This is a genomic window from Blattabacterium cuenoti (genome assembly GCF_014251335.1).
Lineage (GTDB): Bacteria > Bacteroidota > Bacteroidia > Flavobacteriales > Blattabacteriaceae > Blattabacterium > Blattabacterium cuenoti_G.
Window position 1 is genome coordinate 281730 of sequence record NZ_CP059186.1, and the last position, 20033, is coordinate 301762.

Below are 20033 nucleotides of genomic sequence, written 5' to 3' on the forward strand. Positions count from 1 at the left end.
CATAAAAAATGGTGCATTTTTAGAAATGAAGTCATTCAAATACTAATTTCCATCATGACAGAGGTATTTTTGAATTTTATATTATTGATATTTTGCATTATTATTTTTTTTTTAGCAAGTCTTTCTTTATGTTTTTTCCTTTCTTTTTATTTTGGAAATTATGTTATAGGATTTGGAATTCTAACTATTTTATATCTTTTAATTTTTATTATCATATTTTATTTTGGTAGAGATATTACACGATTCATTATCAAAAATTTATTTAATAAATCTTTTATTAAATTTTTTGATAATAAAAAATAAATATATTATGGTATTATGAAAAAATTAGAAATCGTTTATGGGATACATCCATTAATCGAAGCGATTATAGCTAAAAAAAACATTAGAAAGCTTTTTTTTCAAAAAGGATTGAGACAAGGATCAAATGCTTACATAAAATTAATAAATCTTTCCAAAAAAGAACATATTCCGATTCAAGCTGTTTCGAAACAAAAATTTTATCAATTTAAAAATAAAAATCATCAAGGGGTTTTTGCTGTTCTTTCTCCCATAGAAACTTATCATATAGAAGATTTGCTTCCTATATTTTATGAAAAAGGAAAAAATCCACTTTTGATCATTCTAGATCGAATTACAGATGTAAGAAATTTTGGATCTATAATACGGACTGCTGCATGTGCAGGAGTAGACGCAATCATTATTCCAAAAAAAGATACAGCTATGATTGGATCTGATTCTATAAAAACTTCTTCAGGTGCTTTATTTAAAGTCCCAATATGTAAAGAAAAAAATATATTAAACACAATAGAATTTTTAACGAATTCTGGATTGAAAATCGTTTCTGCTACAGAAAAATCCGATATATATTGGTACAATATTGATTTTTCAGGACCAGTAGCTTTAATACTAGGAAATGAAGAAAAAGGAATTTCTTCAAAGTATTTAAAAAGTTCCTATGAAAAAGCAAAAATTCCATCAATAAAAGGAATTTCATCTTTAAACGTATCTGTAGCTTGTGGTGTTATTCTATATGAGATATTCAGACAAAGAAAAATATCAATCTAAAATTCACTTTTAAATTGTTTTAAAAAACGAATATCATTATCAAAATAAATTCTAATATCTTTCATTCGGTAAATTATTAGAGATAAACGTTCGATTCCCAATCCAAAAGCAAATCCAGAATAAATTTCTGAATCAATATTTACGTTTTTCAAAACTTGTGGATCTATCATTCCACAACCCATGATTTCTAGCCATTCACTATCACAATAGATATCTACTTCAGCACTAGGTTCTGTGAAAGGAAAATAAGAAGGACGAAATCGAATCTTTGCATCTCCAAAAAGAGAATTAATCAAATAATGAATCGTTTGTTTCAAATCAGAAAAAGAGACTTTTCTGTCTATATAAAATCCTTCCGCTTGATGAAACATGAAATTGGAACGTGATGAAATGGTTTCATTTCTATACACTTTTCCGATAGATAATACCCGAAAGGGCGGACTATGTTTTTTCATATACCGTATTTGCACGGAAGAAGTATGTGTTCTCAATAAAACATCTGGATTTTTGCATAAAAAAAATGTATCTTGCATATCTCTAGATGGATGAAAAATAGGAATATTTAAAGCTGTAAAATTATGCCAATCATCCTCTATTTCAGGGCCATCCACATAAGTAAATCCAATTTTCATAAAAAGATCTATGATTCTGTTTTTTATAATAGAGAGGGGATGTCTCGATCCGGTTTCTATCGATTTTCCCGGTATAGTAGGATCGAATTGTAGTCCTTTATTATTAGGAATTTCATTTTTTGAATAAAAAATATTTATTTTATTTTTAACTTCTTTTTTTAATTCATTAATAATTTTTCCATAAGTTTTTCTTTTTTGAATGGGAATTTTTTTTAATTCTTTAAATAAAATGGTTAAACTTCCCTTTTTTTTGCCTAAAAATTTAATTCTGAATATTTCTAAATCATTATATGTTTTTATGTGAAAACATTTGATTTCTTCTTTAATTTGATCTATTTTTTTATCCATATTTATTCCATAATATTTTCGTCGTTCATATAACGAATAATAGCTTTTTTAATTAAAAATAATTGTTCTTCCTGATTAAAAGGAATCTTATTTTTCAATATATAATGAGGCCATCCTTCCTTATCTCTTCCAGTAAAAAAATAATAACCAAAAGGTTCTAATATTCTACATATTGCAATATGTAGAATATTGATTTTATCTTCTTTATTGAAAAATTGATTCTTTCCTTTTCCTAATTCTTGAATTCCTATTATATAAATAATTCCAATTATATCAATTTTCCCTTCTATAGAAAAATTATTTTGTATATATGACATGACTTTATTCCAATTAATATGAAATTGTTGCATAAATTTTTTTTTCATTTGATTTAGTATATTAAAAAATAGTTATGTTAGATATAATTATTATAATTCTGGTTTTATATGGAGGATATCATGGATATAAAAAAGGATTAATTTCTCAATTATTCATATTTATGATATTTTTCATTTTAATTTTAAAAGGTTTTTATATATTTGATTTTTTTCAAAAAATATTAAAAGAAGTATATTTAAAAGACAATAAATCATATAAATATATAATTTATTCTATAATAATTTCATTTTTTTCTATTATATTTATAGCTTTTATTACTAAAAAAATAATAGAATTCATAATGATTATCACATGGATGAAACCTATAGATAGATTAGGTGGGGGAATATTAGGCATGATGAAATATTTTTTTTGTTTTTCAATATGTATTCTTTTACTAAAAGAAGCAAATAAAAAAATAGATCTATTTCCTTATAATTTTTTCAATAATTCCTTTGAAAAAGGATTTCAATTTTTTTTCTATCAAAAAGATTCTTTATTGAATAAATTAAAAGAATTATATTTTAAATTTTATGAATTTTAAAAAAAGGATTTTTTCTATATTATCAAAAAAAGAATTTGATAATTTGACATGGGATATATTCCATTATCAAATTAAAAATAACAAAATTTATAAAAATTATCTTCAATATTTAGAGATAAATCCACTTGAAATCAAAAATATTTCTGAAATTCCTTTTTTACCTATTTCTTTTTTTAGAACGCATCGTGTCTTGAGTAGTAATACAAAAAAAAGTACAGGGGATTGTTACGATATCATTTTTACCAGTAGTGGGACTACTGCTGATATAAAAAGTAAACATTATGTAAAAAATTTGAGTGTTTATATTGAGAGTATTAGAAAAAGTTTTGAGTTCTTTTATGGTCCAATAGAAAAATTTAAGTTTTTAGGATTTTTTCCTACAGATATAAAGGATTCTTCTTTAATTTATATGGTCAAGTATTTGATACAAAAAACTTATCAAAATGGAAGTTGTTTTGTCCCTTATCCCTATAATAATTATAAAGATATACATCTTATTTATAATAAAAATAATAAAAATATTTTCATTTTTGGACTGAGTTTTTCTTTATTGTATTTTATAGAAAAATATAATCATCTGGCTCCTTTTAGGAGGAAAAAAAAGGAAGAGAAAAAAAAAGTCATAATTATGGAAACAGGAGGAATGAAGGGACAAAGAAAAGAAATCATTAGAGAGGAATTACACAATATTTTAAAAAATTTTTTTTGCGTAAAGGAAATTCATTCAGAATATGGAATGACAGAATTGCTTTCTCAAGCATATGCAAAAAAAAACGGTATATTTCAATGCCCTCCTTGGATGAAAATATATATAAGAGATCCTGAAGATCCTTTTATACATGTATATAATAATAAAATAGGAGGGATTGATATCATCGATTTATCGAATTATTTATCTTGTCCTTTTATTTCTACCCAAGATTTGGGTAAAAAAATCAATGAAAATGAATTCGAAGTATTAGGAAGAATGGACTTTTCAGACATGCGAGGATGTAATATTATGACCACCCATTTTCTAGAAAGCTAAAAAAGATGCGTCTTTTTTGGATGAAATATGGGATAATGCGTCGTGATATAATATAATGATATCTTCTATATTTTCCGTTATTTTTTTTGATTCTAAAAGAAGATCTAACATCAAAAAAGTATTTTTTGTTCCATATTTCTTATGTATAATTCCCCTTACTTGTTGATTCATTTGCTCTTCAATTTTTTTTATAATTTTATTTTGTATAGAACAAGGAAATTGAATTTTTTTACAATTTCTATCTATTGTTATTCTTTTGATTATGTTGAAATGTTCAATCATAAGATGCTCAAGCGTTAGTAAATTCTTCTTTTGTTGATACTTTAAAGGTTTATGGCTATTGATCACATGAAACAATGTATGATTTGTAATAATATCTGAAGATTCAATAATTTCTTTAGTTTTGTTGTATATCTGAAGATAAAGGATTCCAGCAATCGGTTCTCGATTTTTTGTTTTTCTAATTACTCTAATTAAAGAGTTATGTATATTCGTAAAATTATCTTTTACTTTTAAAAAATTATTTCGACTCTCTTGAAGAGTTTTTAAATTTTCTTGAGTAATTCCTTCTATACTATTTTTGTAAATACTTTCAATATATTCAAGTATTGGTTTTAGAATATCAAAGGTTTTATTTAAAGTGATTTCTAAAGTTAGATTCACTATTCCAAAAAATGGTTTTTCTTCTATTTTTTGATCTTGCATTTTATTATAGTTTTTATAACTTCTGTAAAAAAGAAATAAAATCAAAAAAATAAGAAAAGATAAAGCCCATACTTTAAAAAAGTATAAAAAGGCAGCCGTTATCCCTGCCATAGTAAAGGCAATGAAACCTGTTAAAAACCATCCTCTTATAACTTTTAATACGCCTGACACTCTATAAACAGCGCTTTCTCTGTCCCATGCTCTATCTGAAAGAGAAGTCCCCATAGATACCATAAAAGTAACAAAAGTGGTAGATAATGGGAGTTTTTGAACTGTAGCTATAGATATCAATATACTGGAGATAGTTAAATTGGCAGAAGCTCTAACTAAATCGAAAGCAACGCTTTCTTCTTTTTGTGTTTTTTTTTGTTTAAAGTTTTTTTCTATTTTAACCAGAAGTCTTTTAGGAAACAATTTAAAAAAATGATTTCCTAAATATAAAAAAAATCGTACAATACCTCTAGAAAAAGAATTGGATAAAAATTTTTCCGGCCCTTCATTTTGTCTACTTAAATTAATTTCTGTACTCGTGATATTTTTTGTTTTTTTAGAAAACCAAAGAGTGAATATCATAATCATTCCTGAAAAAATTAAAACGGAAGATGGGAGTTTTACATTTCCAGACAAACTTTTCATATTGAATTTTTCAGCAGGGGGACTCCCCGATTCTTTCCATATATTATAAGATTGTATACTAGCTATAGGAATTCCGATAAAATTGACTAAATCATTTCCTGCAAAAGCCATAGCTAAAGAAAAAGTCCCATATAGTACGACAAATTTTAATATATTATATCCTAAATAAACAAAGATCTTTGCTATAATAGTCCACGTTGAAAATAAGATCAGCAAAAAGATAAAAAAATTATGGTGAATCCATTTTATGAAATGTTGAATTAAAAAGGGAAATCCTGTTAAATTTTCATTAATTACACCCTGTAAAGTACTATTCAATCCTCTGATAATAAGAAAATAAGTCATGCAACTCAATGAAATGGCACTCCATATTACTCCTACATATTTTAATCTACTTTCATATTCAAAACTAAATAAAAAACGAATGAAATAGTGAATAAAAGCACCGGAAGTAAAAGAAATAATAATAGATAAAAAAATACCTAGACTAATGGTGAATATTTTTTCCGCTTTAATGTATAGAATTAAATGATGAAAGGGTTCATTATTTAATGGAGAAGTCATTTTTATCATGGCTATGCTGAAAGCGGCTCCTAATAAACAAAAAACCATAGATACTGTAGTTGAAGTAGGTAAACCTAAAGTGTTAAAAATATCCAGTAAAATAATATCGGATATCATTACAGATAAGAAAATAAAAATAATATCTGAAAAATAAAAATAAGAAGGATCAAAAACTCCTTTTCTTGCTACTTCCATCATTCCACTAGACAAAAAAGCTCCTAATAAAATACCTAAACTAGCAAAAATCATGATAGTTCTCCGAGAAGCAACTCGAGATCCAATAGCAGAATTTAGAAAATTAACGGCATCATTAATTAAACCAACAATAAGATCAAATATAGATAAGAAAAAAAGAACCACTATAATTGAGGGATAAAAAAGTTTCATAATAAGAGGTATTATTATTATTGAATTCACGAAAGAAACAAAAGTATATTATTAGGGTTTGTTTTTTTTATAAATAGTGAATAATTTTTATGATTTTACAATTTTTTTAAAGATTCTTTTATGAGATTTTCTAAAGAAAATTCTGGGTTTTCATCCAAAATATCATCCAAAACTTTTTTAGATTCTTGAGGAGAAAAACCAAGCACACTCAAAGCACTTAAAGCTTCTTTTTTTATTAAATAAGGTGTATGTTCCAATAGTTGTTTTATGTTTTTTCCTTGTTTAGGAAGAATTTCAATTTTATCTTTTAGTTCAATAATAATTCTTTTAGCTATTTTTGGCCCAATTCCTTTAACTTTGTTAAACATTTTTATATCTTCTTTAGATATAGATTTTTCTATTTCATATGGAGTCATAGAAGATAATAACATGATAGCAGAACTTGGCCCTATTCCATTCACGGATATCAAATGAGAAAACATTTGTCTTTCCTTTTTCTCAGAAAAACCATACAAAACATGTTGATTTTCTTTGATAAAAAGATAAGTATATATGAAAATATTTTTTCCTTCTTTTTCTAATAAAGAAGAATAGGTATATGAGGATATATGAATCTGATATCCAATTCCATGACAATCTATGATGAAATAAGATTGATTTTTTTCTGTTAACTTTCCTCTTAAGTGTGTTATCACGATATTATCAATAAATAGATAATAAATAAATATTAAAAAGTTATTTTTTTCTAAAAAAAATTTGTATGGGGACTCCTATAAAATCAAAATGAGAACGAATTTTATTTTCAACAAATCTTTTATAAGATTCTTTTATGTATTGAGGAAAATTAGAAAAAAAAATAAATTTTGGCGTGCATGAAGGCAATTGAGTACAATATTTTATAGTTATAAATTTATTTTTTTTCTTAGGAGTAGGAGGATTTTTTTTAAAAATTGGTAACATAATTTTATTTAAAATATTCGTTTTTAATCTGTTTTTACGGGATCTTAAAACCTGATAAGCCATGGGAAGAATATTATGTATTCCATCTTGATTTTTAGCGGATATAAAAAGAATGGGAACATTATAAAATGGATAAATTTTTTTTCTTATAAAAAATTCGTAATCTTGTCGTGTATAAGAATTTTTATTATGAAATAAATCCCATTTGTTAATAAGAATTATAATACCTTTATGATTTTTTTCCACAAATCTAAAAATATTCATATCCTGTTTTTCCCATCCACAACCTGCATCTACCATTAAAAGACAAACATCCGCATATTCTATTGTTTTAAACGTTCTCAACGTAGAATAAAATTCAATGTTATCTCTGATTTTTGATTTTTTTCTGACTCCAGGTGTATCTACTAAAATACATTCATATTCCCATTTTTTGTAGAATACATCTAGACTATCTCTGGTCGTACCCGAAATATTTGTCACAATATGATGGTTTTTATTAAGAAAAGAATTAATTAAAGTTGATTTTCCTACATTGGGTCTTCCTATTATTGAAAAACGAGGAAGGAATTCGTCTTCCAATATTTTTTCTTTTTTTTTAAATAATTCTTGTTTGAATATTTCTATTAATTTATCTAATAATTCCCCCGTTCCACTCCCATTTATAGCTGATATACAGTAACATTTTACAAACCCTAAACAGAAAAAATCTGTATCAGAATATATAGATCTTCCGTTATCTACTTTATTTACGACTAATAAAACTATTTTTTGACATTTTCTTAATATTTTAGAAATTTCTCTATCTGCATCTAATATTCCTATTTTTATATCTACTAAAAATAAAATAACATCAGATTCTTTGATAGCTATCAAAATTTGGTTTTTGATTTCTTTTTCAAGTTCATCCTTTTTGGAAATAGAAAAACCACCAGTGTCTACTATAGAAAATTTGATTCCATTCCATTCTGAATTTCCATAAATACGATCTCTTGTCACTCCACTTGTTACATGAACAATAGCTTTTCTTCTTCCTACAAGACGATTAAACAAAGTTGATTTTCCTACATTGGGTCTTCCTACTATAGATACGATATAATTCATTGTTAATAAATTATTCACAAAGGTAGAATTTTTTCATTAGTTTCATTCTTAGATTATCAAAGTGTATATTAACAAAAAAATAATACGTTGCGTATAGATATTGTCAGTATAGTGCCTGAAATTCTTCATAGTCCTTTTTCCCATTCTATTATTCAAAGGGCAATTAATAAAGGTTTAATTGAGATTCATGTTCATGATTTGCGTAAATATGGTTTAGGAAAACGAAAAAATGTGGATGATTATCCTTATGGAGGTGGTTCAGGAATGGTAATTAGAATAGAGCCTGTATATCAGTGTTTTTACAATCTTTTATCAGAAAGAAATTATGATGAAAAAATTTTTATGACTCCTGATGGAAAGGTATTTTCACAAAAATATGCTCAATATTTAATTGATAAAAAAAATATTATCATTCTTTGTGGCCGTTATAAAGGAATTGATCAAAGAATTAGAGAACACTTAATTTCCAAAGAAATATCTATTGGAAATTATATTTTATCTGGTGGGGAACTAGCTGCTGCTGTTATTGTAGAATCTATAGTTCGATTGTTACCTGGAGTAATACAAAACCAGGATTCCATTCTCACAGATTCTTTTCAAAATGAATCCTTCATAGCTCCTCCTATTTATACTCGTCCAGTAGTTTATAAAGGATGGTCTGTTCCAAAAATACTTTTATCTGGGCATCATAAGAAAATAAAAGATTGGTTGAATAAAAAATCAATGCAATTCAAACGAAAATTGGATTCTTAGAGGATCCGTCAAAATGAATTTCACTATAAATTAATCGTTCTATAACTTTATTTATTTTATCAAAGTCAAATTCTTTGATTAGATCTTGCATTAAATTTCTAATTTGTGTATTACACAAATTTCCTATACTTCCTTCATGAGAATAACAAACCTGAGTAAAGGGTTTGAAACATCCATTTTGGATATCTAAACCAACTTTTTGATAAGCTTCCCTAAAAGAATATCCTTTTTCAATAACAAGCTTGTTTACTACTTCTACACTAAACAAGTATTGATATTTATCATCCTGAAGAATATCCTTTTTTACTATGATATGATTCAACATATATTTAAACATATAAAAACATTTTTTCATTTCTTCAAAAATTGGAATAAATCTTTCTTTAATGATCTGAAAATCTCTATGATATCCTGAACATAAATTAGAAGAAATCAAATAAATTTCATTAGGTAACGATGTTATTCTATTACATTTAGCTCGTATAATCTCAAAAACATCTGGATTTTTCTTATGAGGCATAATGCTAGATCCGGTCGTAAGATGATCAGGAAAACTAATAAAATTAAAATTTTGACTTAAATATAAGCAAATATCTTGTGCCATTTTACTTAAAGTTCTTGCCAAAGAAGCAATAGATTCTGAAACGATTCTTTCCATTTTTCCACGTCCCATTTGAGCATACACTACATTATAATTTAAATTTTCGAACCCCAATAAATCGGTTGTCATTTTTCGATTTAAAGGGAAAGAAGATCCATAACCTGCAGCGGAACCTAAAGGATTTTTGTTTACAATACGATATGCGGTATGTATTAATAGAAAATCGTCTATTAAACTTTCTGCATATGCAGCAAACCAAAGTCCAAAAGAAGAAGGCATCGCTATTTGATAATGAGTATAACCAGGCATTAATATGTTTTTATGTTGTTCACTTAATTTTAATAGTAAATCGAAAAAAGAATAAGCCATGCATACAATTTCCTTGATTTCTGTACGAATAAAAAGCTTCAAATCCACCAAAATCTGATCATTTCTGGATCTCCCACTATGTATTTTTTTTCCTACTTCTCCTAAACGATTGGTTAACAAAAATTCTATCTGAGAATGAATATCTTCTATTCCTTCATCGATCTTAAAATTATTCTTCAAAATTTCGTGAACATAAATGTTCCGCAACTCCTGAATTAAAATTTTTAAATCTTTTTTATTTAATAATCCTATACTTTTCAACATAATTACATGAGCTATGGTTCCTATAACATCATGTGGTGCTAAAAGCAAATCTATTTTTGAATCCTTACTTGAAGTAAAATTTTCGATTTCTTTATTGAAACTAAAATTCGTTTTTTTTTCCCAAATTTTCACGGAATAATATTTTTTCTATCTTTAAAACTATAAAATTTTATGTAAAATATATGAATAAAAAACGTAATACAATAAAAGATTATACAGCAGATAGTATTCAATCTCTTGAAGGAATTGAACATATTCGACTCAGACCCTCCATGTATATTGGAGACATTGGAATTAGAGGCTTACACCATTTAGTTAACGAAGTCATAGATAATTCTGTTGATGAAGCTTTAGCTGGTTTTTGCAATAGAATATGGCTTACTATTCATAAAAATGGATTTATCACTGTACTTGACAATGGTCGTGGTATTCCAATAGACATTCACAAAAAAGAAGGTAAATCGGCTTTGGAAGTCGTTATGACTAAAATTGGTGCAGGTGGTAAATTTGATAAAAATTCTTATAAAGTTTCTGGAGGATTACACGGCGTAGGAATTTCTTGTGTCAATGCATTATCTCAAAAACTTATAGTAACAATTTATCGAAATGGAAAAATTTATCAACAAGAGTATTTAAAAGGAAAAGCCCTTTATCCTGTAAAATGTTTAGGGGAAACTAATATGCAAGGAACAAAAATTTCTTATCTTGCTGATCATTCTATTTTTAATTCCATTATATATAATTATGAAATATTAGCTAATCGATTAAAAGAATTATCTTTTTTAAACAAAGGTCTATACTTATTTTTAAAAGACGAAAGAGAAAATATAAAAGAACATTTTTTTTCTAAAAATGGATTAAAAGAATACCTCCCAATTTTAGATCAAAATCAGGAATCTTTAACAAAGAATATCCTTTTTATTGAAGGAGAAAAAGACAATACTATTGTAGAAATAGCAATGCAATACAATACTTCTTTTAAAGAAAAAATTGTTTCTTATGTAAACAACATAAATACTTATGAAGGAGGAACTCATCTTTCCGGTTTCAGAAGAGCATTAACAAGGACGTTTAAAAAATATGTAGATGCATATGGTATTTTATCTAATAAAATAGAATTAACTGGAGATGATTTTAGAGAAGGAATTACGGCTATTATATCTGTTAGAGTGATGGAACCTCAATTTGAGGGGCAAACTAAAACAAAATTAAGTAATCATGAAGTAGGAGGCATTGTGGACAAAATTGTGGGAGAAACGTTGTATAATTATTTAGAAGAACACCCTGGTGATAGGAAAAAAATTATTGATAAAATTATATTAGCAGCTAAAGCCCGTCAAGCCGCTAAAAAGGCTCGTGAATTAATACAGAAAAAGACTTCTATCAGTAGTATTTTACCTGGAAAATTAGCGGATTGTTCTTTCAATAATCCAGAAAGCTGTGAAATTTATTTAGTAGAAGGAGATTCTGCTGGAGGTACAGCTAAACAAGGAAGAGATAGAAATTTTCAAGCTATTTTACCTTTAAGAGGGAAAATACTCAATGTTGAAAAAGCCATGCAGTATAAAATATTTGAAAATGAGGAAATAAAAAATATATTTACTTCTTTAGGAGTTTCTATTGGAACAGAAGAAGACAAAAAAATTTTAAACATAAAAAAACTTAGATATAATAAAATTATTATTATGACAGATGCAGATATAGATGGAAGCCATATTTCTACTTTAATTTTAACATTATTCTTTCGTTATATGAAACCTTTAATAGAAAAAGGACATATTTATATTGCTACACCTCCACTTTATTTCATTCGAAAAGGAAATTATTATCAATATGCTTGGAATGATCAAGAAAGAGAAAACATTACACATAAATTAGGAGGAAGGAAATCAGTAAATATACAACGATACAAAGGATTAGGAGAAATGAATGCAGAACAACTTTGGGAAACTACGATGAATCCAAAAAAAAGAACTTTACGTAAAGTGAATATAGATGATTATTCGGAAGCAGACAAAATTTTCTCTATTCTTATGGGAGATGAAGTTCCTCCACGAAGAAATTTTATAGAACAAAATGCGATATATGCAAAAATTGATGTTTAGTTTTTTTTGTTTAATTAAGTAAGTAAAATCGATCATATTGTTATGAATTATATTCAATCAATCCTATTGGGGATTATTGAAGGAATTACAGAATTTTTTCCTATTTCTTCTACAGGACATATGATTTTTGCGTCTAATATAATGGGAATCCTGGAAAATAAAATCACAAATTTATTTCTTATTTCTGTTCAATTTGGATCTGTTTTATCTGTAATTTTTTTGTATAGAAACAAATTTTTTTTCCAAAAATTGGATTTTTATCTAAAAATTTTTATAGCTAGTTTTCCTGTAGGAATTCTTGGTTTTTTATTGAACAAAATCACAAATTTTTTTTTAGATAAACCACTAATAGTCGCTTTCTCTCTTTTGATAGGAGGATTCGTTATTTTGAAAGTAGAAACTTTTTATGAAAAAAATTTTTATAATAGAAAAAATAGTATTACTTATTGGAAAGCTTTTATTATTGGATTATTTCAATGTATGGCTTTAATTCCAGGAGTGTCTAGAAGTGCAACGACCATTGTTGCTTGTATGTTACAAAATGTGAATAAAATAAAAGCTATTGAATTTTCTTTCTTTTTATCTGTCCCTGTTATTGGAATTGCTACATGTAAAAAATTATTTGACTATTATTTTCAATTAAATTCTTTTACATATAAAGATATAGAATTATTGTTATTAGGAAATATAGTATCTTTTATCACTGGAATAATAGCTATAAAATGTTTCATAAAATATTTAAAGAATTTTAAATTGTTTGGATACTATAGAATTATTTTAGGAACTTTTTTTCTTATTGTACATTATTTAATAAAACCAATTGGAAAATTTTGATTAAAAATTTATCAGAATTAAAAAATGGAAAACTATTGTTAGTAGATAAACCATGGGGATGGACTTCTTTTGACGTTGTTAAAAAAATAAAAAGTTCTATTCTCACTGATACAAAAGAAAATTTAAAAATCGGACATGCAGGAACTTTAGATCCTTTTGCGACAGGTTTATTAATTATCCTCACAGGAAAATACACTAAAAAAACAAATGAAATTCAAAATTTCAAAAAAGTTTATACAGGTATAATGAAATTAGGTTGTGAAACCTTATCTTTTGATTCAGAAACAGAAGAGCATAATTTTTCTTCTATATCGCATATTACTCCTCAATTGATTAAAAAAATATCTAAAAAATTTTTGGGAGAAATAGATCAATATCCTCCATATTTTTCTGCCTTAAAAACAAAAGGAAAAAGATTCTATGAATATGCTAGAAAAGGAATAAAAATAGGGATCAAATCTAGACGTATAATAATTTATAAATTTCATATTTTAAAAATAGGAATTCCATACATAAAATTTTTTATAGAATGTGGAAAAGGAACTTATATACGATCTGTAGCCCAAGATTTTGGTAAAGCGCTTCGAAGCGGAGCTTATATACTTTCTTTGAGAAGAGAACGAATTGGAAATTTTTCTATGGATACGAATTGCGCTTCCACAAAATTAAATATTTCAAAAGAATTTTCATGTTACTTATTAAACTAAATTTTATATTTTTTATACCATGTGTGAAATTTTTTTTGGTATTCTTCATTAGTTAATACGCCTTTTCTTACTCCTTCTAATAAATGTTTTTTCAATAATATCCCGGTTTTAGAAAAAATGGATTTTACCGTATTGGTAGGTTGTGCCCCTTTCATTAACCAGGAGACAGCATTCTGCATTTTTAATACAGTTGAAGGTGGATTTGTATGAGGATTATAAGTTCCTAGTTTTTCAATAAATTTTCCATCTCGTGGAGCCCGAGAATCAGCTACAACTATATGATAAATAGGTCTATGTTTTTTTCCAATTCTTTTTAAACGAATTTTTACGGACATAATTAATAAATTTATATTATATATGAAACCTTTTAAGGTTTTTTAGAGTAAAGTAGCCCAAATTTAGATATAATTATCATGTTTTTGAAAAAAAATGGTATATATTTACATTTTTCTGTAGACCCGTTGTGTAACGGTAGCACAGCAGATTTTGGTTCTGTTAGTTGGGGTTCGAGTCCCTACGGGTCTGTTCCCTTGCCATATTTGGTTTGGTCTAGTATTTTTCGGTTGGATTCTTTTAAAGAACAAAATGAGTATTGGAATGAATATAAAAAAAGAAAAAGTTTTATTAATAGCTTTTTTAAGTGTTTTAGCATATGTCTTTATTCATTTATCAAAATCCTTATTAGGATTGGATAAATTTACTCTTTGCATATTAAGATGTTTCGTAATATCTATTTTCATATTGTATTCTTTTATGAAAAAAGATTTAACTACTTGGATCTTATTATCCATTATTATAGGAATAGAAATGGGATTAGATCTCCCAAAAGTTGCTGTGGAACTAAGATTTTTATCTCAAATCTTTTTAAGATTGATTAAGACTATCATTGCTCCAATATTATTTTCAACTTTGGTAGTTGGAATAGCAAGTCATTCTAATATTAAACAATTAGGAAGCATGGGATGGAAATCTTTACTCTATTTTGAAGTGGTGACAACTTTAGCTTTGTTCATTGGTCTTATTGCGATTAATGTATCCCAAGCTGGAGTGGGTATTGTTATGCCTTCAGGAATAACGGAACAACAATTACCAAAAGTAGAAAGTAGAACTTGGCAAAACACAATTATTCATGTATTTCCGGAAAATTTTATAAAATCTATATATCATGGAGATGTATTACCTATAGTGGTATTCTCCGTTATATTTGGTATATCCATGGTTTTCTTAGAAGATAAAAAACGAAGTCCTATATTACTGTTTGCAGAGAGTCTTTCAGAAATCATGTTTAAGTTTACTAAACTTATTATGTATTTTGCTCCTATAGGAGTGGGATCTGCTATCGCTTATACAGTAGGACATATGGGATTGGATATTTTATATAATTTATTTCAGTTATTATTGACTCTTTATATTGCTTTACTAATTTTTTTGATAGTTGTTTTACTTCCTATTCTTTTTTGGATTAAAGTTCCTTTAAAAGGGTTCGTAAAAGCATTAACTGAACCTGTATCACTTGCGTTTGCGACTACAAGTTCAGAATCCGCCTTACCTTTACTTATGGAAAATTTAGAAAAATTAGGTGTTCCCAGAAAAATTCTAGCTTTTGTAATTCCTACAGGTTATAGCTTTAATTTAGATGGGACTACTCTTTATTTATCTTTAGCAACTGTTTTTGTCGCACAAGCATCTGGGATTCCTTTGAGTTTTAGTCAACAAATATTTATAGGACTTACGTTAATTTTAACAAGTAAAGGAGTTGCTGGAGTGCCTAGAGCATCTTTAGTAATTCTTTTAGCTACTGTGGCTTCTTTTGGATTACCGACTTGGCCTATATTAGCTATTATAGGAATAGATGAATTAATGGATATGGCTAGGACTACCGTAAATGTTATAGGAAATGGATTAGCAAGTTGTGTAATTGCTCGTTCTGAAGGGGAATTCGATGACAAAAAAATGTTAGATTATGTCAAAAGTGAAAATGATTTGTAATTGAATTTTGAAAAAAAATTGTTTTTTTTATAATTACAAGAATAAAAAATATTCTATAACCCCAAATGGAGTAATCACAAGCAAAAGTCATTCTAATATCGCTTTAATTAAATACTGGGGAAAACATAATAATAAGATTCAAATACCGTTGAATTCTTCTATTAGTTATTCTTTAGGAAAAGTATACACGGTTACGCGATTAATTTATCAAGAGAAAAAAAAAAGTAATTTATCTATAAGAGTTTTTTTTTCAGGAAAAGAAAAAACTAGTTTTATTCCAAAAATTTTAGAATTTTTTCATCGGATTTCATTTTATTGTTCTTATATACGAGATTTTAATTTTATTATAGAAACCTATAATACTTTTCCACATAGTAGTGGAATTGCTTCTTCCGCTTCTTCCATGAGCGCTTTAGCATTGTGTATCATGAAAATAGAAAAAAAATTAGTATACTCTTTAAAAGAAGATTTTTTTTTAAAAAAAGCTTCTTTTTTAGCCAGATTAGGTTCTGGAAGTGCTTGCAGGTCTATTTATCCTGGACTTGTTGTTTGGGGATGTCATAAAGCCATAAAAGGAAGTAACAATCTTTATGCGATTCCATATCCATATGAAGTCCATTCCATTTTTACAAAAATAGAAGATACGATTTTAATCGTAGATGATGAACCTAAAAAAATATTGAGTTCAAAAGGTCATAAATTAATGAATAATCATCCTTATGCTAAGGATAGATTTAAATGTGCGAATCAGAATATGAATAGACTTATATCTATATTGAAAATAGGAGATTTTCAAGAATTTGGAGAATTAATAGAACATGAAGCTTTGACTCTTCATGCCATGATCATGACCTCTCGTCCCTATTTTTTATGGATGAAACCCAATACTCTGAACGTGATTCATACGGTATGGGATTTTAGAAAACAGAGCAATAAAAATATTTATTTTACTCTAGATGCAGGTGCTAATATTCATCTTTTATATCCTATTCAAGAAAAAACATCCATCCTAAAATGGATATATAGTGATTTATTTTCTTATTGTAAAAAAATTATAGAAAGTTTTTGTTTATATAATTATCTTTGTCTTTTGTTTTGGTGGACGTAGCTCAGTTGGTTTAGAGCATCAGATTGTGGTTCTGAGGGTCGCCGGTTCGAATCCGGTCGTCCACCCAAATTTTATATAATTTAATTTAATACCTTTTTGATTCTTGTAAAAGCTTCTATGATTTTATCTTCTGATGAAGCGTAAGAAATCCGTAAACATTCATTATCGCCAAAAGCACTTCCACTAACAGTAGCTACTTTAGTTTTTTCAAGTAAAAATTCAGAAAATTCATCTGAATTTTGAATCATTTTTCCATGTAATTTTTGTCCAAAAAAACCTGAAACTTTTGGGAAAATATAAAAAGCTCCATTTGGTTTATTAAATTGAAATCTATCAATTTCTTTTATCATCTCTAAAACTAAATTTCTTCTTTTTTCAAATTCCTTGATCATATATTCTATTTTATTGGGATGGGCTTCCAATGCCGTAACAGCAGCTATTTGTGCAATAGAATTAGGACAAGATGTCATTTGTCCCTGTATTTTATCACAAGATTGAGCAATCCATTCTGGAGCTCCAATATATCCAATTCTCCAACCTGTCATTGAAAAAGCCTTAGATAATCCATTAACAGTGATAACTTGATGATAAATATCAGGAAATATAGCAATGCTAGTATGTTTTTCTGAGTAACAAATATGTTCATAAATTTCATCAGTCAGAATCATGACTTCTGGATATTTTTTAAAAATTTTAGCTAAATCTTTCAGTTCTTCATAAGAATAAACACTTCCAGTAGGATTACAAGGAGTACTAAAAAGAAATAATTTTGTTTTAGATGTAATGGCTTTTTCTAATTGTTCTGGATAAATCTTAAAATTATTTTCCATCATTGTTGGGATTATAACAGGAGAAGATTCACAAAGTTTTACCATTTGTAAATAACTAACCCAATAAGGAGCGGGAATAATAACTTCATCATCTTTATTTAATAAAGATAAAAGAACATTTATGATCGCTTGTTTTGCTCCGGTAGAAACTACAATTTGAGAAGGAGTGTATTTTAAACGATTATCACGATAGAATTTTTCGCATATTGCTTTTTTAAGTTCAAAATATCCGGATACGGGTGTATAATAATGATATCCTTTATCTATAGCTTTTTTTGCAGCGGATAAAACAAAATTAGGGGGAAGAAAATCAGGTTCTCCCAAACTCAAGTTTATAACATCATAACCTTTATTTTTTAATGCTCTGGCCTTAGCTGACATAGCTATAGTTTGTGAATAAGATATATTCTGTAAACGATGAGATAATCTATTTTTCATATCATAAATATTTATTATTTTCTTTGAATTATTTTATTGAAATGATTACAAATCTAAATAAATTTGGTTACAAGTTTATTTTTCCATTAATTAATATGGAATTAATTAAAAAATATTTTCCAAATCTATTGGATCAACAAATTTATAGATTGTCTTCTTTAAAAAATTTATATGCGTATTGGAATGCACATGTGAATTTAGTTTCTAGAAAAACATTTCACGATTTTTATCAACAACATGTCCTTTTTTGTTTAGGAATCGCTAAAGTATTTTCTTTTTATCCTGGATCATGTGTTATGGATTTAGGTACAGGAGGTGGATTCCCTGGAATTCCTTTATCCATAGTTTTTCCTAATACAAAATTTGTATTAGTAGATTCTATTAGAAAAAAAATTAAAATTATAGAAAAAATTATATATAATCTTCATTTAAAAAATGTATTTCCTATTTGGATACGTGCAGAAAAATTAGAAAATAAATTTGATTTTGTGGTTACTAGAGGTGTAAAAAAAATAAATATCATCCATAATTGGATAAAAGATAAATTTAAATACAAATCCAATTCTATAATCAAAAATGGAGCTTTATATCTAAAAGGAGGAAATCTTTATAATGAATTAAAAGAATTTCCTCATGCCATAGAATATCCTTTAAATCATTATTTTGATGAACCGTTTTTTATAACTAAAAAAGTCATTTGGATTTCCAATATTTAATTAATATAATAGAAAGATAAAATGAATCCTAAAAAAATTTTTATAGAAAAAGTGAAAGAAAAAGGTGGATGGGTAAATGCTCATGCTCATTTAGATAGAGCTTATACTCTCACAAAAAAAAATTTCAAATATTCTTATTTTCCCCTTCAAAAAAAGTGGTATTTGGTTGATGAAATGAAACGTTTAGCTACAGAAGAGGATATTTATATCCGTATGGAAAAAGCCTTAGAATATTTTTTAATGCAAGGAACACAAGCTTTATGTTCTTTTATTGATGTAGATGAAATTATTGAAGATCGTGCCTTGAAAGCCGCTAAAAAATTGAAAAATAATTATGGAAATTCTATTCATATTTGTTTTGCTAATCAAGTTCTTAAAGGCGTATTGGATAAAAAATCAAAATATTGGTTCGATCAATCAATAGAATTTGTGGATATTATTGGTGGATTACCTGCTACAGATTATGGGAAAGAAGATGAGCATCTAGATATTTTATTACAAACAGCTAAAAAAAAAGAAAAAATTGTACATGTACATGTAGATCAATTTAATACTAGCCAAGAAAAAGAAACTGAAAAATTAGTAAAAAAAACGATTGAACATGGAATGCAAGGAAAGGTAGTAGCTATACATAGTATTTCTTTAGCGGCACATGCTAGAGATTATCGTTATAAAATATATCAATTAATGAAAAAAGCGAATTTGATGGTAATATCTTGTCCTATTGCTTGGATTGATCATACAAGAAGTGAACGTTTAACTCCTAGCCATAATTCTATTACTCCGGTGGATGAAATGATTCCTGAAGGAATTATAGTGGCATTTGGAACAGATAACATTTGTGACATCTATAAACCTTTTTCTGACGGAAATCTATGGATAGAACTACGAGTTATGTTGGAAGCTTGTCATTATTATGATATAGATCATTTGGTAAAAATTGCTACAATAAATGGATTAAGAGTATTAGGATTGGAAAATAAGTGA

At 26.9% G+C, this 20033-nt stretch carries 19 protein-coding genes and 2 tRNA genes; 13 read left to right on the forward strand and 8 right to left on the reverse strand.

What is annotated here, in order from left to right; genetic code table 11:
• The first annotated feature begins 318 nt into the window (after positions 1-318).
• Complete coding sequence (gene rlmB / locus H0H73_RS01335) at positions 319-1068, forward strand: 23S rRNA (guanosine(2251)-2'-O)-methyltransferase RlmB (protein ID WP_185852413.1); 750 nt, start codon at positions 319-321, stop codon at positions 1066-1068.
• Here the strand turns inward: rlmB and pheS are convergent.
• Positions 1065-2048, reverse strand: coding sequence for a phenylalanine--tRNA ligase subunit alpha (pheS, locus tag H0H73_RS01340; protein ID WP_185852415.1), 984 nt, complete (start codon positions 2046-2048; stop codon positions 1065-1067). The two genes, rlmB and pheS, sit on opposite strands and share 4 nt — an antisense overlap.
• A gap of 2 nt (positions 2049-2050) precedes the next feature.
• Positions 2051-2413, reverse strand: a complete 363-nt coding sequence (locus H0H73_RS01345; RefSeq protein ID WP_185852416.1) for a hypothetical protein — start codon at positions 2411-2413, stop codon at positions 2051-2053.
• 26 nt (positions 2414-2439) lie between these two features.
• Between H0H73_RS01345 and H0H73_RS01350 the strand changes: the two genes are divergently transcribed.
• The gene (locus H0H73_RS01350) at positions 2440-2949 is read left to right on the forward strand and encodes a CvpA family protein (RefSeq protein ID WP_185852418.1); all 510 of its coding nucleotides are present in this window, start codon (positions 2440-2442) and stop codon (positions 2947-2949) included.
• On the forward strand, positions 2939-3976 hold the full coding sequence (locus tag H0H73_RS01355; RefSeq protein WP_185852420.1) for a long-chain-fatty-acid--protein ligase: 1038 nt from the start codon (positions 2939-2941) through the stop codon (positions 3974-3976). Before H0H73_RS01350 ends, H0H73_RS01355 begins: the two co-directional genes overlap by 11 nt.
• On the opposite strand, the gene H0H73_RS01360 is transcribed toward H0H73_RS01355, so the two are convergent.
• From H0H73_RS01360 to der, 3 genes are all read right to left on the reverse strand, one after another.
• Positions 3965-6268, reverse strand: coding sequence for an inorganic phosphate transporter (locus tag H0H73_RS01360; protein WP_185852493.1), 2304 nt, complete (start codon positions 6266-6268; stop codon positions 3965-3967). The genes H0H73_RS01355 and H0H73_RS01360 overlap by 12 nt on opposite strands.
• A gap of 95 nt (positions 6269-6363) precedes the next feature.
• On the reverse strand, positions 6364-6963 hold the full coding sequence (gene ruvA / locus H0H73_RS01365) for a Holliday junction branch migration protein RuvA (protein WP_185852422.1): 600 nt from the start codon (positions 6961-6963) through the stop codon (positions 6364-6366).
• A 40-nt stretch (positions 6964-7003) separates the two neighbouring features.
• Entirely contained in the window at positions 7004-8332 is a 1329-nt protein-coding gene (der, locus tag H0H73_RS01370) for a ribosome biogenesis GTPase Der (protein ID WP_185852424.1), read from the reverse strand.
• 87 nt (positions 8333-8419) lie between these two features.
• Between der and trmD the strand changes: the two genes are divergently transcribed.
• Positions 8420-9085, forward strand: coding sequence for a tRNA (guanosine(37)-N1)-methyltransferase TrmD (gene trmD / locus H0H73_RS01375; RefSeq protein WP_185852426.1), 666 nt, complete (start codon positions 8420-8422; stop codon positions 9083-9085).
• Here the strand turns inward: trmD and argH are convergent.
• On the reverse strand, positions 9063-10451 hold the full coding sequence (gene argH / locus H0H73_RS01380) for an argininosuccinate lyase (protein WP_185852427.1): 1389 nt from the start codon (positions 10449-10451) through the stop codon (positions 9063-9065). The two genes, trmD and argH, sit on opposite strands and share 23 nt — an antisense overlap.
• 50 nt (positions 10452-10501) lie before the next feature.
• Between argH and gyrB the strand changes: the two genes are divergently transcribed.
• The 3 genes from gyrB to truB are packed head-to-tail and all read left to right on the forward strand — an operon-like array spanning position 10502 to position 13965.
• The gene (gene gyrB / locus H0H73_RS01385) at positions 10502-12424 is read left to right on the forward strand and encodes a DNA topoisomerase (ATP-hydrolyzing) subunit B (protein ID WP_185852429.1); all 1923 of its coding nucleotides are present in this window, start codon (positions 10502-10504) and stop codon (positions 12422-12424) included.
• A 42-nt stretch (positions 12425-12466) separates the two neighbouring features.
• A complete protein-coding gene (locus tag H0H73_RS01390; protein ID WP_185852430.1) occupies positions 12467-13258 on the forward strand; it encodes an undecaprenyl-diphosphate phosphatase in 792 nt (263 codons plus the stop codon).
• Positions 13255-13965 carry a tRNA pseudouridine(55) synthase TruB gene (gene truB / locus H0H73_RS01395; protein WP_185852432.1) on the forward strand — a complete coding sequence of 237 codons (711 nt, stop codon included), beginning with the start codon at positions 13255-13257 and terminating at the stop codon, positions 13963-13965. Before H0H73_RS01390 ends, truB begins: the two co-directional genes overlap by 4 nt.
• On the opposite strand, the gene rpsP is transcribed toward truB, so the two are convergent.
• Positions 13962-14300 carry a 30S ribosomal protein S16 gene (gene rpsP, locus H0H73_RS01400; RefSeq protein WP_185852434.1) on the reverse strand — a complete coding sequence of 113 codons (339 nt, stop codon included), beginning with the start codon at positions 14298-14300 and terminating at the stop codon, positions 13962-13964. The genes truB and rpsP overlap by 4 nt on opposite strands.
• Before the next feature lie 119 nt (positions 14301-14419).
• On the opposite strand from rpsP, the gene H0H73_RS01405 reads away from it, so the two are divergent.
• From H0H73_RS01405 to H0H73_RS01420, 4 genes are all read left to right on the forward strand, one after another.
• Positions 14420-14490: transfer RNA gene (locus H0H73_RS01405), tRNA-Gln, on the forward strand.
• Positions 14491-14550: 60 nt separating this feature from the next.
• Entirely contained in the window at positions 14551-15954 is a 1404-nt protein-coding gene (locus H0H73_RS01410; RefSeq protein WP_185852435.1) for a dicarboxylate/amino acid:cation symporter, read from the forward strand.
• Between the two features lie 7 nt (positions 15955-15961).
• Positions 15962-17062, forward strand: coding sequence for a diphosphomevalonate/mevalonate 3,5-bisphosphate decarboxylase family protein (locus H0H73_RS01415; protein ID WP_185852436.1), 1101 nt, complete (start codon positions 15962-15964; stop codon positions 17060-17062).
• Positions 17053-17127, forward strand: a tRNA-His gene (locus tag H0H73_RS01420). The genes H0H73_RS01415 and H0H73_RS01420 overlap by 10 nt, the downstream gene beginning before the upstream one ends.
• Before the next feature lie 15 nt (positions 17128-17142).
• Here H0H73_RS01420 and H0H73_RS01425 read toward each other — a convergent pair.
• On the reverse strand, positions 17143-18330 hold the full coding sequence (locus tag H0H73_RS01425; RefSeq protein ID WP_185852437.1) for a pyridoxal phosphate-dependent aminotransferase: 1188 nt from the start codon (positions 18328-18330) through the stop codon (positions 17143-17145).
• A gap of 95 nt (positions 18331-18425) precedes the next feature.
• Here H0H73_RS01425 and rsmG point away from each other — a divergent pair, with 95 nt between their 5' ends.
• Together rsmG and H0H73_RS01435 are read left to right on the forward strand one after the other, a co-directional pair.
• Positions 18426-19046: a 16S rRNA (guanine(527)-N(7))-methyltransferase RsmG gene (rsmG, locus tag H0H73_RS01430; protein ID WP_185852494.1), complete on the forward strand. Its 621-nt coding sequence runs from the start codon at positions 18426-18428 to the stop codon at positions 19044-19046.
• 21 nt (positions 19047-19067) lie between these two features.
• The gene (locus H0H73_RS01435) at positions 19068-20033 is read left to right on the forward strand and encodes an amidohydrolase family protein (RefSeq protein WP_185852439.1); all 966 of its coding nucleotides are present in this window, start codon (positions 19068-19070) and stop codon (positions 20031-20033) included.